This is a genomic window from Cytophagaceae bacterium ABcell3 (assembly GCA_030913385.1).
Taxonomy (GTDB): domain Bacteria; phylum Bacteroidota; class Bacteroidia; order Cytophagales; family Cytophagaceae; genus ABcell3.
On record CP133159.1, the window covers coordinates 3,373,142 to 3,386,478 of the forward strand.

The 13,337-nt window shown below is 38.5% G+C and carries 10 protein-coding genes; 4 read left to right on the forward strand and 6 right to left on the reverse strand.

Annotated features, from left to right (window positions below):
* Positions 1-18: 18 nt before the first annotated feature.
* Both RCC89_13565 and RCC89_13570 read right to left on the reverse strand, forming a co-directional pair.
* On the reverse strand, positions 19-540 hold the full coding sequence (locus tag RCC89_13565; protein WMJ74186.1) for a hypothetical protein: 522 nt from the start codon (positions 538-540) through the stop codon (positions 19-21).
* A 587-nt stretch (positions 541-1,127) separates the two neighbouring features.
* Entirely contained in the window at positions 1,128-2,144 is a 1,017-nt protein-coding gene (locus RCC89_13570) for an LLM class flavin-dependent oxidoreductase (protein WMJ74187.1), read from the reverse strand.
* Positions 2,145-2,314: 170 nt separating this feature from the next.
* On the opposite strand from RCC89_13570, the gene RCC89_13575 reads away from it, so the two are divergent.
* Entirely contained in the window at positions 2,315-3,115 is an 801-nt protein-coding gene (locus RCC89_13575; GenBank protein WMJ74188.1) for an SDR family oxidoreductase, read from the forward strand.
* Positions 3,116-3,442: 327 nt separating this feature from the next.
* Here the strand turns inward: RCC89_13575 and RCC89_13580 are convergent, their stop codons facing one another.
* Positions 3,443-4,516 carry an ISAs1 family transposase gene (locus RCC89_13580; GenBank protein ID WMJ74189.1) on the reverse strand — a complete coding sequence of 358 codons (1,074 nt, stop codon included), beginning with the start codon at positions 4,514-4,516 and terminating at the stop codon, positions 3,443-3,445.
* Between the two features lie 387 nt (positions 4,517-4,903).
* A complete protein-coding gene (locus RCC89_13585) occupies positions 4,904-6,670 on the reverse strand; it encodes an SLC13 family permease (protein WMJ74190.1) in 1,767 nt (588 codons plus the stop codon).
* A 305-nt stretch (positions 6,671-6,975) separates the two neighbouring features.
* On the opposite strand from RCC89_13585, the gene gdhA reads away from it, so the two are divergent.
* Positions 6,976-8,340 carry an NADP-specific glutamate dehydrogenase gene (gdhA, locus tag RCC89_13590; GenBank protein ID WMJ74191.1) on the forward strand — a complete coding sequence of 455 codons (1,365 nt, stop codon included), beginning with the start codon at positions 6,976-6,978 and terminating at the stop codon, positions 8,338-8,340.
* Between the two features lie 335 nt (positions 8,341-8,675).
* Here the strand turns inward: gdhA and RCC89_13595 are convergent, their stop codons facing one another.
* Both RCC89_13595 and RCC89_13600 read right to left on the reverse strand, forming a co-directional pair.
* Positions 8,676-9,113, reverse strand: a complete 438-nt coding sequence (locus RCC89_13595; GenBank protein ID WMJ74192.1) for a DUF2141 domain-containing protein — start codon at positions 9,111-9,113, stop codon at positions 8,676-8,678.
* Between the two features lie 473 nt (positions 9,114-9,586).
* Positions 9,587-10,054, reverse strand: a complete 468-nt coding sequence (locus tag RCC89_13600; protein WMJ74193.1) for a thioredoxin family protein — start codon at positions 10,052-10,054, stop codon at positions 9,587-9,589.
* A gap of 260 nt (positions 10,055-10,314) precedes the next feature.
* Here RCC89_13600 and RCC89_13605 point away from each other — a divergent pair, with 260 nt between their 5' ends.
* Both RCC89_13605 and RCC89_13610 read left to right on the forward strand, forming a co-directional pair.
* A complete protein-coding gene (locus RCC89_13605; protein WMJ74194.1) occupies positions 10,315-12,573 on the forward strand; it encodes a M48 family metallopeptidase in 2,259 nt (752 codons plus the stop codon).
* Between the two features lies 1 nt (position 12,574).
* Positions 12,575-13,327, forward strand: coding sequence for a hypothetical protein (locus tag RCC89_13610; GenBank protein ID WMJ74195.1), 753 nt, complete (start codon positions 12,575-12,577; stop codon positions 13,325-13,327).
* Positions 13,328-13,337 lie beyond the last annotated feature (10 nt).

The following is a 13,337-nucleotide window of genomic DNA, read 5'->3' on the forward strand; positions in this document are numbered from 1 at the left end:
AAAAATATATTAAAAAAATCAGCATGACTCCCATAGCTGAAGCTTTACTAACTTTCCATTTTCAATATACAACTGAACTTCGCCATCACAATATTTACACGGCTGCAACCTCACCAACCTCCCATTGTTTTCCTTAAGTGAGGCTTTTACTGCTCTAGGAAATACCTTCTCCAAATCATCAAAAGTAGTAGCACCTGTCAAAGTTATTTTTGGCGTTTTAAAGATAAAATCTCCGCTTTTAAAATCAATTATCTTTAATTTATACTTTTCATCATAAATAAAAAACTTGGTTTCCCCATATAAATAGTAACTTTGATAGTCAGCCCCCTCCTGTTCTTCAGTCATTCCACATTCATAATCAACAATTTCAGTACTCAGAGGCTCACCCAAGGCCTTTTTCATGACTGCAACGTGCCCAACAACAGGAACTTTTTCATTAATAGAACATTCCAAAGGGATTAGTATTTCTGAGTTGACTTGTCCTAAAGAAGTGAGAGAATTAAAAATTAGTATAGTACAAAGTTTAGCTAATTTCATCATGTAAGACTTATTTTTACAAAAAATGATTTTACTCTAAAAACAAAAAATCCGCGGGAAACTAATTTACACCCGCGGATAACTACATATTTTAACCTGAATTATATGATAGATTTCGTCATGAGGAGCAAATAACAATAAACCAGCTTCTTTTGGGTCGTAAAGCATAGCAGCGCTATGGTTAAGACACAAAATACGAGCGAAGCCACTGATTTGATTTATTTTGCTACTTAATAGAAAGTTCTACCGCATAATTCAGTTTTAATTACAGCAAGAACAGGTACAATCACACTCTGACCCGCATGATGTGCTACAGTTGCATGAGGTACAGGTACAATTGTTTTCTGCACATTTGCATTTTGACATTTTTTCAGGTGCTTTCATATGGATAGGTATTTGGTAACAAATTCTTATTTTTACATATATTATACGAAATCCTTATAGGGCAGGTTATCCCAAACACCTCAATGAACAAAGCTCGTCAACTAAAGTACAGCAATTATCCTTCTACTGATATCGGTCAGCACAGGCTTACCTTTTATTAAAAAAAAATCCTGAAATAGATACAATCTAACTAAAGCGCTATACTGTCAACCTCCGTTCACTTCCTTCATTATCTCCGAAAATATCCGATAAGAATTTACGCGATCTTCATGGTGATACATATGAGAAGCCACAATCAACTCGTTTACCCCTGTTTGTCTCAAAAAATCTTCGGTTTGCTGCTTTACAGTTTCCCTGCTACCAGTAAAGGTATATTTCAAAAACTGGTGCATCGCAGGATGTTGTGAGAGCTCTCTCAGTTCCGGAACCATTTCTGTGGGCGGTGGCATGTAATTTGGTTTATTGGTCAGCACCCCCAGCATCATCCTAAGCATAGATGTCGACAACCTTTCTGCTGTAGCATCAGTATCTGCAGCAATGACATTAATACCAGCCATGGCATAAGGCTCTTGCAAATACTCCGATGGCTGAAATTCATTATGATAAATATTCAGTGCATCAAACAGGTGTGTCGGGGCAAAGTGGCTGGCAAATGCATATGGCAAACCCATCTTGGCTGCAAGATGGGCACTGTCGGTACTGGACCCAAGGATATAAACAGGCACCTCCACCCCTTCTGCCACGGTAGCACGGACTTTGGCTCCTCCATCGTCACTGGAAAAATATTGCATAACCTCATTCACATCGTCTGGGAAATGATAAACCGCTTGCATGCGGTCTGCCCGTATAGCGCTGGCGGTTTCTTGATCCGTGCCTGGTGCCCTTCCAAGCCCCAGATCTATACGCCCTGGATATAAGGTTCCTAATGTACCAAACTGTTCCGCAACAATTAACGGTGAATGGTTGGGCAGCATAATTCCCCCGGATCCTACCCTGATCTTTTTCGTTCCTCCTGCAATATAACCTATGAGAACGACCGTTGCCGAACTGGCAATGCTCTTCATGTTATGGTGTTCAGCCAACCATACACGAAAGTAGCCCATAGTATCTGCTTTTTGGGCTAAATCCAGACAATTGTTAAAAGTTTGCTGATGACTTACCCCTTCTGAGACGCTTGCTAACTCTAATATGGAATATTTTACACTACTATGCTTGTTAATCATAACCGCTTATAAACTTAAATTCTTTTCGCTTACATGTTATCCAAACCCAAAGGTTGGTATTTGTTCTATATTAACTAATTTTGATTATTATGCGAAGCGAAAGTGGTACTTTCAGCTCAAGTTGGTGGTATAGCCCTACACGCATTTCGAAATCAAAAAAAGAAGAACCTATGGAAGTAAAAGGTAAAAAAATTATTGTTACGGGTGGCGGAAGTGGCATAGGCAGAGAGTTAGTGCTTGAGCTATTAAAGAAAGGTGCATCTGTTATAGCACTTGATTTAAACAAAACCGCTTTAGAAGAAACCACTGTTTTAGCACAAGAAAGTAAAGCTAGCCTTTCTGTATACGAACTTGACATCAGCAACCAACAAGCAAGTGAGGCTTTAGCAGAAAAACTAATTTCAGAAAGTAATATTGACGGAGTCATTAACAATGCAGGTATTATCCAGCCATTTGTGAAGTTTAATAACTTAGACTACCCAACCATTGAGCGTGTAATGAATGTTAATTTTTATGGAACCCTTTACCTGACAAAAGCATTACTACCTCACCTATTAAAACGCCCTGAAGCGCATATAGTGAACGTCTCCAGTATGGGCGGCTTTTTACCAGTTCCCGGACAGACCATTTATGGTTCGGCTAAAGCAGCAGTAAAGCTTTTTACAGAAGGTTTAAGGTCTGAACTAATGGACACCAAAGTTAACGTAAGCATTGTATTTCCAGGCGCCATCGGTACAGATATAGCTAAAAATTCAGGATTAGGCACTTTGCCAGGAGGAAACCAAAAGAATTCAATGAAAACCATGCCAGCCCCAAAAGCTGCTCAAGAAATCATTAAAGGAATGGAAGCAAACAGTTACCGCATCCTGGTAGGCTCTGATGCAAAGTTTATGGACTTTATATACAGACTCAATCCCAAATTTGCAGCAAAATTTATATACTCAAAGATGAAATCTCTATTGCCGGAGTAACTATTTAATAGGGTTACCCATTTATATATCTTATGTTTTATTAGCTTACCTAGGCTCGCTTAGTTACTTTTTGCCTCGCCGGCAGGGCCTTACTTTTTTTCTTAGACAAAAAAAGTAAGCAAAAAAGTCAAGGCCTGTGATGAAATTTGCTAAACTTTATAACCATTACGCTATCCCGATAGCTATCGGGATGAAACTCACCCTCCTTGCGTCGGGCTCAAACAGCAAATTTTTTGGCCGCTTCATGCTTATAAAGTTCTTAACGCAATTTCATCAATGGCCGCCTTATTTCCTAACAATGGCACTTATCGCCCAGGGCTGACGCATTTAAAATACATCTAAAATTTCTTCCCTGAAAGCATCATTGAATATTGCCTTATACCTTTTTTTGGGTTTTGTTTCCTTAGATTTATGTTTTTGTAACAAGATCAGGGACACTTTATTTAAGATGTGGAAGTTTTGTGCTGTATATCCCTTTCTTCTTCTGGAACTATCTTCCCCAAAAACCACATCCAGGCTCCAGTGCAGCTTGTTTTCAATTGCCCAGTGGTTGCGTATTGTACCGTTAAGCCATTCAGCGGTCTTGTCATGGCTGCTTATATAATACCTCACCTGTTGCTCCTGCTTTCCTGTAAGCTTGTTATAGCGCTCTGACTCTAACCTTGCCACTGACTTTATGCCGCACCATTGATGTGCTGCATCTATGAACCTCAGGTCATTTATCAGTTTGCAGGTGCGGCTCTCCAACCTGCCATGTCCCGTGTCTATCTGTTTGTGCACATCTGCAATTACCTGTTTTTTAAAAGCCCTGTCTATTTGCTGGAATAGCTCTTTCTGGTTGTTCTTTACAGCAATTACATAATCACCGTTTTTCCGGATTATTTTTTCCGTAATATCTTTTTGGCAGCCCATGGCATCTATTGTCACTGTTGTGTTTTCAACAGTTATCATATCCAAAAGCTTGGGAATGGCTGTGATCTCGTTGCTTTTGTCTGGCACGGCCAATTGACCGAGGGTAAGCTGGTTAGCGGTGGCATAAGCCGATACCATGTGCAATGCATTGGCGCCCTTTCTGTTGTCATACGATCCACGGATCCGCTTCCCGTCAATATTGATTGTCTCGTTTTCGACTGGTCTGAACATGGTTGATGCCCACTCTACAAAACACTCGCCAAATTCATCCGGTACTATCTTTGCAAATACCCTTTCCAGGGTATCGTGCGAAGGGACACCGTTACGGTAAGGAAAAAATTTACGTAGCCATTCAATTTTTTCTTTGCCGAATGTAACAATCTCATGCCAGTCCCCCGCATTGCTGACAACGGCACTTACGCACAGAAAAAGGATCTCCTGCAGCGGATATTTGAAATTGCCTTTGATGGTTCTTCTTGGTTCTGACACAGTGCCAAATATACGAACAAATGAATCGGAAACTGAATTTTTTAATTGAGTTCTCTATATAGAAAAAAGTCAAGCAAAAAATGTTAAAACACTGATTATCAATTAAAAATTATTATATTTGTATCATCAGTGCCCCGTAAGGCACCCATATATTAAATAAACCCAATAAAGGTTATGAGACTTGCGGAACGCCCTGTAAGGCAGTTCCTTACACCCTGAAACTTAAATGCGTCAGCCCTGACTTATCGCCATTAGAAAGTAGTTTAAAGCATTTTATCGTACAAAAAAACTTATTACTTCCTAGAGACTTAAATGGGTAATCCTAATATTTAATTTACAGAAACATACCAAGGCAACAGACTTTCCTTTTGTTACTCATGACGTAAGCTATACCGGCCATACCAATAAAATTAAAGGTATACCTACAATTACAATGAGTATTTCCAAAGGAAGTCCCAGCCGCCAATAGTCACCAAACTTATACCCACCAGGCCCCAGCACCAAAGTATTGGATTGGTGTCCTATTGGTGTCAAAAATGCACAGGAACTACCAACAGCCACTGTCATTAGAAAGGGGTCAATAGAATAATCAAGCTTATTTGCAGCACTAATAGCAATCGGCGACATCAAAACGGCAGTAGCGGCATTGTTTACAACATCTGAGAGAAACATGGTTATAGTGAGCAAAAGAACCAAAAGCACCCAAGTCGCTATCCCATCCGACAAATCTGCAATTACATTTCCCAGTATAGCTGCCCCGCCACTGGTTTCCAATGCCTGTCCCACAGGGATAAATGCCCCCAGTAAAACAATTACAGGCCAGTCAATAGAACGGTATACTTCCCTCCGAGGAAGAATTCCTACAAACAGTAAAGCGCCAGCCGCCATAGGAAATGCCACTTCAGTAGGAAAAATATCTGCAACGACCAGTATCAAGCCTGCTATAAAAATAGCCAATGTAATAGGTATTCTTGTTTTGTATCCAATCCTAAGATTTCGGGGCGCCAAAGGCAAACACCCCATTCTTACGATTGACTCCTCAATAATATGGATTGGCCCCTGCAGGAGCAATACATCGCCAGGTTGAAATTTTATGTGGTTTAGTCTGTGAAAAATGTTTTTTCCACTTCTGGAGACTGCAAGCAAATTAAGACGGAAACGCGTTCGTATTTTGGCACAAGAGGTAGTCTCCCCAACGAGTTCAGAACCGTGCACAACTACAGCTTCTCTGATTTCCAGTTTCACCTTTTTCTTGGCTTTCAGTTTCCTCGTTCCATTTAAGGCTACTTTAGTATCATCTAAAAAAGCTTTTAAGTGTTCGGCATCCGTTTTGACCATAATGACATCATCCTCTAGAAAAACTTCATGAGGTTCAGGTACAGGTATCTTTCTTCCCTTTCGGATTATACCCAACACAGAAATACCTACTCTTGAAACTTTGTCCAGATCATCTACTTTTAAATTATTTATTTTTGAATCTTTCAAGACCCTCACCTCCGTAATATAATCGTTGATACTAAACAATTCTGAGGCTGATTTTTTAGCCATTCTCTTTGGAACTAACCGCCATCCAAAAGATATAAAAGCCAACCCTACTATGGACAAACCTACCCCAACTGGCGCAAAGTCAAACAATCTAAACGGCTCCCCGACCGCACCTCCACGAAAATTAGCAATAATAATGTTAGGGGGGGTACCAATTAAGGTACTCATACCGCCAAAGTGGGCAGCAAAAGCGATGGGAAGTAAAATATAAGATGGGGAGTAACCAGTAGTTCTGGCCATATGTATGGCAATAGGCATAGTTACTGCCAGTGCTCCTACATTGTTAATAAAAGCTGACGCAACAATTACCAAAGCAGACAGTAACACAATCTGTGTAACCATATTATTGCTAACCTGCATAACCCACTTTCCTAAAAGGTCTATCAGCCCAGAATACTCCAACCCTTTACTTAACACCAATACAGCCGCTACGGTAATAACAGCGGGATGAGAAAACCCGACAAAAGCATCTTCAGGCTGTATGATACCTGCTATGATTAAAATAAATAGGGCAATTAATGCAATGAAGTCATGACGGACTTTGCCCCATATAAACATGACCAAAGAAAATATTAGGGTAGCAAACACTGTATAATATGCTGGCACCATACGCTTTCCTCTTTATTTCTACACCAGCATATTCAACAGAAAGTAACTCCATAGGTTTACTTTTAAAGCTATAATCTTACAAAAGATCAGGAAGGGTTAAAAAGTGCTTCCATAAAGGCTTTCTTTGATTATTAAGCATAAACTAAATTAGCAATTTTATGATATTATTTATAATTTATTTTTTATCAACTAATCTTACGAAAGAATATATATCATTTATTTATTTAAGGAAATGTCCTAATTTTAACATCCCTTATGTTTGAATATATTATTTAGTTTAAAACAACAGAAACAAACCAATACCAATGTCAGAGAATAAAGAAGACGAACTCATAGCCCGTGTCAGAAAAATTAATCCACATGAGAAAGAATTTCTTCAAGCGGTTGAGGAAGTAGTACATTCCGTTAGAAAAGTATTCGAAAGACACCCTGAGTACAAAAAGTTAAAAATACTTGAGCGAATAGTCGAACCTGAGCGGATAATTACCTTTCGTGTATGTTGGCAAGACGACCAGGGAGAAGTACAGGTAAACCGTGGGTATAGAGTACAAATGAACTCTGCTATTGGCCCATACAAAGGAGGCTTAAGGTTTCACCCGTCTGTAAACTACAGTATCCTAAAGTTTTTGGCATTTGAGCAAATTTTTAAAAACGCCTTGACCAGTTTGCCTATGGGTGGAGGAAAAGGGGGAGCAGACTTTGACCCAAAAGGAAAGTCGGATGCTGAAATTATGCGGTTTTGCCATGCATACATGCAGGAACTTTATCGTCATATTGGTGCATTTACTGATATTCCTGCAGGAGATATAGGTGTTGGCTCAAGAGAAATAGGTTACCTTTTCGGAATGTACAAAAAGATCCGAAATGAATTTACCGGGGTACTTACCGGCAAGGGCGAATATTGGGGAGGTAGCGTTATTAGGCCTGAAGCAACCGGGTATGGACTTATTTACTTTGCCTCAAACATGCTTAAAACTAAAAACGACTCCCTTAAAGGAAAAAGGTGTTTGGTTTCAGGATCAGGAAATGTAGCGCAATTTGCCATTGAAAAACTCATCCATGAAGGCGGAATACCTATCAGTGCTTCAGATTCTGACGGGTGCATCATAGACCACGAAGGGATTGATATGGAAAAGCTTGAATTTATAAAAAAGATAAAAAACCAAGAAAGAAGAAGAATAAAAGCCTATATCGAAAAATACCCTCACGCCGAATATCATCCATGTGATGGCAAAGGGTTCTGCAATCCGATTTGGACTAAAGAGGCCGACTGTGCATTTCCGTGTGCTGTACAAAATGAAATCAGTAAAAATGATGCGGAAAACCTTATAGCTAACGGGATTAAATTAATAGCCGAGGGCGCTAACATGCCATGTACCTCTGAAGCTATCGAGTTGATACAAAAGTCAAAAATCCTTTACGCTCCAGGCAAAGCAGCCAATGCAGGAGGCGTGGCAGTATCGGGACTTGAAATGACACAAAACCGTATGGGAGTGTATTGGAACAACGAAGATGTAGACGCGCAGCTTAAAGGTATTATGAAAAATATTCACGATGTGTGTCTTCAAGCAGCAGAAGAATATGATATGCCCGGAAACTATCTGGAAGGAGCTAATATATTTGGTTTCCTGAAAGTTGCAGAAGCAATGAAAGCCCAAGGAGTGGTTTAACCTGAAATATGCAATAGAACAGTAAAACATCAAACCATCAGAATCAACCTTCGGATGGTTTGATGTTTGTTAGCTAGGGCCTGCTGAAAAAGTCACAAGTGTGCAAGGTACGTATGGCCTTACATGAAGACGTATTGGAATACTTCAATTGTGAGGCCATAAAGAGATTGTGCGCTTGTGGCTAGCCCAAACAACCACTAATATTTTGGTCTTTGACAAATTCAAATACACGGGAATTGTTGAATTTAAGTAAGAAAAACTTTGCACCTGATCATCATAAACCAATTTCATAATACTTAACAGCAAATATTTGGGCGTTTTTCAGCGCGCCCTAGCTAAAAATATTTCATTTTAATATTGAGCTTTACCTCTTTAGCATCAAGATTAAACTTAGTTTCTTCATAAGAGGGCTTGCTCAGACCCAATTTAGGGTTGTTTGAAAACCCAACGCCTTCCTTAGGTATCTTCATGAAGTTGTAATCCATCTCCCCATTATCATTCTCGTCGTGAATAAGCACGATTGCATAATCTCCATAAGGCAATTCTTCACTTGTCAACACGCATTGCTTGTCCTTGACTTTTCCCACCACATAGGAAACAACTCCTTTTTCTTCCAGATAATCTTTGTTCTTGAATATACTGACCAAAACACTACCCTCTGAATTTCTTAATCCTTCCACTTCTATTACAATTCTTCCTTTCTCAGAAAATGTCGCTGAAGAAATTATAATGCTTAAAAATATAACTAAAAGTGACTTTATGATTACTTTCATGAACAAAACAAATTTGGTTTCATAAATTATTTAACGTAAAACTATCAGCCCATTAACACCTATCAACCAGTACATTATCAAAAAAACCTTACACTATAAACCCAAACATCAAATTTTACAACGGGATACGACTAACTGTATTAGTAAAGACAAAAGCTTTAACTACCAAGTTTAACAAATTTGTTAAAAACAATCAAATAAAAGGTGGTATTTTAAAAAAACCATAGCTGTAACTATGAATGTGGGTCAGGATAGAAAAATTCAGGTAGGATAAAATTGAGCACTTGCCACTAAACAAATAATAGGTTAGTGCGATAGGTATTTTGTCTTTAAAAATGATCTTAAACTAAATTCAAGTAAGTTAGCCTGTGCCTACTTAGGGGCTGCCAAAAAAATCATACGTGTACTTAGCCACAAAGCATTAGCTTATGGTTACGCATGGACCATACCGTTTGGCACATTTTTCAGCACGCCTACTTATCACGAATAATTTCCCTTAAGTCAACTTCCACGCTTTTCTTTACCCGTTCCACAATACGACCAACCTCTTCCCCATCTTTCATTAGGACTAAAGTGGGAATGTATTTTATTGCATAGTTCTCTTCCTCCCCTTCAGGGCTTGACTTATCAAAATCCAACAAATAAAGCGAAACATCATCTAAGGGGTAACCTGCATCATGAAGCACTTTGTAAAAATGAGGCAAAAGCTTTTGCGTATCAGGACACCAAGTGCCACCAAAAATCAGAACCTGAAACTGGTTAAGGTCATTCCCAAGGTCGTTTACTACTCTTTTTTTAGGCCTATAGTTTTCATAACCAAGTTCATACCATTCAAATGTTTGTAACTCTTTATATTCTGTTTTGCCCACAGGCACGTCTACACCTTGAGCATGGCCTACATACACCAGTAACAATAATATTATACTTAAGAAACTTTTCATTTCATTAAAACCCATTACCCATACATTTGTTGAATTTTCACGTCCAAACCTTACAGAAAAAACCACTTTCTCCAAACCGATAAAGGCTATATTAATTTAATATTAAATTTACTTAAAAAAACTACCAGACACCATCCCTAAAAAGATAGGAAAGCCACTTTTTTCCATTAAAAAACTTTAAAAATAAACCAATCTGTCTTAAATTCGTACACATATCCTTCCCAAAGTGGCAGTTACTACTGGTTTTAAACTAACATCAAATGAAAAAACTCTACTTAATAAATTTTATTTTCCTGTTTTTAATTAATGGACTTTCCGCCCAAGACTACCAGCTCTTGCGATCAGAAGGAAAAATCCCTAACGACTTTACCACACTCTCATCAGAAACCTATAAGCAAGAAACAGAGCAGATTGAAGATGGTATTAAACGCAGAGAAAAAAAAGCACAAAAAAACTTTTTCCTAGAAAACAGCTTTAGGCTACGTGAACTGTTAAATAGTGGGAAAGTGCTGTTTAACGACCCTGTAACTAACTACATCAATAAAGTAGCTGACGAGCTCTTAAAAGACAACCCACAACTTAGGAGCGAAATCAGAATTTATGCGGTCAAATCTCCCCACGTAAATGCATTTGCCACTAATTCAGGGATGATATTTGTTAACCTTGGATTATTGGCCCAGTTGACTACAGAAGCACAGCTTGCTTTTATACTCAGTCACGAAATGGTGCACTATACCCACAACCATGTCTTAGAAGGCTATATTGAAACACAAAAAATAAAGCAAAGCAAAGGCATGTACAAGAAACTTTCAGTAGAGGAAAAGCTTTTGGCCAAAAACAATTACTCTAAAGAAAGGGAAACTGAAGCGGATCTGGAAGGCCTTGAAATTTTCTTAAGGAGTAACTATAGCACCAACAAAATTATGGGCGTATTTGATGTGCTACAATATGCCTACCTTCCTTTTGATGATATTAAGTTTGAAAGATCTTTTTTTGAAACAGACCATCTCAAATTCCCTGAAGATTATTTTCTGGAAACAGCCAATGAGATAGTAGAGCCAGAGGAAGGAGATGAAAGCAAAAGCACCCACCCTAGCATTAACAAAAGACGGGAATACATATTCAATGAAATAGCGGATATTGACTCCAAAGGCAAAAAAGATTTCATTGTCTCAGAAGAAGATTTTCTGGATGTCAGAAAAAAGGCCAGATATGAAATTGCGCATTTATATCAGCAAAGCCTAAATTACGAAAAAGCAATTTATCAAGCATACATGCTATTAAAAGAAGATCCAGAAAGCCTCTTCCTTCAAAAAATAATTGCAAAATCATTGTACGCCTTAACCACTTATTACAATGAAGGCGACAAACAAAAAGTACATACGGCCGCAGATAGAATAGAAGGAGAAAGTTCTCAGCTTTTCCACCTTTTTGAATCTATGAGTGCCAAAGACATGAATACAGTGACCCTCAATTACCTCTGGGATTTAAATAAAAAACACCCTGACGACTTAGAAATTTCATTGCTCACAGATAAAGTTTTTGAATCTTTAGTAGAAAAACATTTTCAAAACCGTGATAAGTTATCGAGTGTCGAAAGAAATGAACTAGCCAAAACTGTACAGCAAGAAGAAGAAGAGGATGAGGTAGACATAGCAAAACTGACCAAGTATGAAAAAATAAAACATCAGCAAAAGAAGAAGAAGGAAGTAGAGGAAAACAAAGAGTTTACCTATTTCGCTTTTATAGACAAGTTACAAGATAAAGACTTTGTCAGAAAGTTTGATGAGATTGAAGAGTCAATTACAAAAAAGAACACCAAGAAGAAGGAAACCGCTAAAGAACGTAAGGCAAGGATAAAACGAGAAACACGTGAAAAACAGCTCATCAAAAGACGGGGCCACGCCCATGGAATTGACAAAATGGTGGTATTTAATCCTTTTTACATCAAGCTCGACCATAGAAAAGACCAACCAAGGAAGTTCTTAAAGTCCGAAAACGCTCAATTGGGGCTGAGCGAGCGCATTTTCAAAAATGCTAATCTTAATAACCTGGATTTAGAGGTTATTGATGACATAGTTTTCAAAGAAAACGATTTGGAGAAGTATAACGACCTCGCCTTTCTAAACAGTTGGTTCAAAGAGAGACTCTCACACTTGGACAACCAAGTTCCCATCACCAACCTTGACAGAGAGCTGGTAAACGAACTCATAAGCAAATACGACACAAAATACTTTTGCTGGATGGGTATTTTGGGACACACAAGCAGGAAAGGAGGAAAATTGGGTAACCTTCTTTTAGCAAGTAGCCTAGGTTACCTTTTTGTTCCTGCCATACCATATTACCTATTTAAAATGGTCACCCCTGAATATGCCACAAACTTTTATTGTCTGGTACTAGACATAAAAACCGGAGAAATTGTACATGCACAAGCCGAAAGTATAGGCTATATGGATTCATCCAGCCAAATTAATGCTACCCTTTATGACCTTTTTTATCAAATAAAAACCAACAGATAAAATGCAGTATATATATATAGTTCTAATTCTATTTATAAGCACCTTAACTTCCCAAGCACAGCCAGGATATCAAGGTAAAAAGTTTTCCATAAACTATGCAGTGGAATCAATATCTGTTCTTGACGGCCCTAACTACAAAGGAAACAACCTTACCTCTTTTCCATCCTTTAATTACTCCCACTTAGCAAGGCTGGAATATGTCCTTACCAGAAAGACATCTATTGGTTTAACCTACAGCTTTTTTCGTACAGCTATAAGTCAGAAAGAGATAGATATTGCTGAATATCCACCCAATTATGACCATGGGAGGGACGATTATATTGACCCAGAGTATATAGATGTTTTCCAAAGGATCTACGTACAAAGTTTGGGGCTCAACTATAGGGTGTATGGTGGTAGTTCAGGCAATTTAGCGCCCATGGGCAATTATGCTGATTTTGAAACACAACTATTGTTTTGGAGTGCTACCCAAGATAGCGTTAATACCCACAAAAAACTTCAGTCTGGCACTTCAATGCTTCTTGGGGTTGGTTTTGGTAGGCAAGTAGTGGCTTTTGATCGCTTGCTGATAGATTTTGGAATCAGGTTTAGAATAATTCCTGGTTTTTTCTTAGCACAAAGTAGGGAGACTAATAGATTTCTAGACGACGATTACGACCCTAATGAAATTGATTTTACCTACCCAGTTTTAGAAAGGCTGAGCAGGCACCAAGCAATAAATTTCAGAATAGGCATCGGCTTTTTAGCTTTTTAGACTTCCTTAA

What these genes read in the sequence shown, in the direction of transcription:
- RCC89_13595 (WMJ74192.1), bottom strand. Translation starts at nt 9,113, where the DNA reads ATGAAAGTAATCATAAAGTCACTTTTAGTTATATTTTTAAGCATTATA.
- RCC89_13605 (WMJ74194.1), top strand. Translation starts at nt 10,315, where the DNA reads ATGAAAAAACTCTACTTAATAAATTTTATTTTCCTGTTTTTAATTAAT.
- RCC89_13600 (WMJ74193.1), bottom strand. Translation starts at nt 10,054, where the DNA reads ATGAAAAGTTTCTTAAGTATAATATTATTGTTACTGGTGTATGTAGGC.
- RCC89_13565 (WMJ74186.1), bottom strand. Translation starts at nt 540, where the DNA reads ATGATGAAATTAGCTAAACTTTGTACTATACTAATTTTTAATTCTCTC.
- gdhA (WMJ74191.1), top strand. Translation starts at nt 6,976, where the DNA reads ATGTCAGAGAATAAAGAAGACGAACTCATAGCCCGTGTCAGAAAAATT.
- RCC89_13575 (WMJ74188.1), top strand. Translation starts at nt 2,315, where the DNA reads ATGGAAGTAAAAGGTAAAAAAATTATTGTTACGGGTGGCGGAAGTGGC.
- RCC89_13610 (WMJ74195.1), top strand. Translation starts at nt 12,575, where the DNA reads ATGCAGTATATATATATAGTTCTAATTCTATTTATAAGCACCTTAACT.
- RCC89_13585 (WMJ74190.1), bottom strand. Translation starts at nt 6,670, where the DNA reads ATGGTGCCAGCATATTATACAGTGTTTGCTACCCTAATATTTTCTTTG.
- RCC89_13570 (WMJ74187.1), bottom strand. Translation starts at nt 2,144, where the DNA reads ATGATTAACAAGCATAGTAGTGTAAAATATTCCATATTAGAGTTAGCA.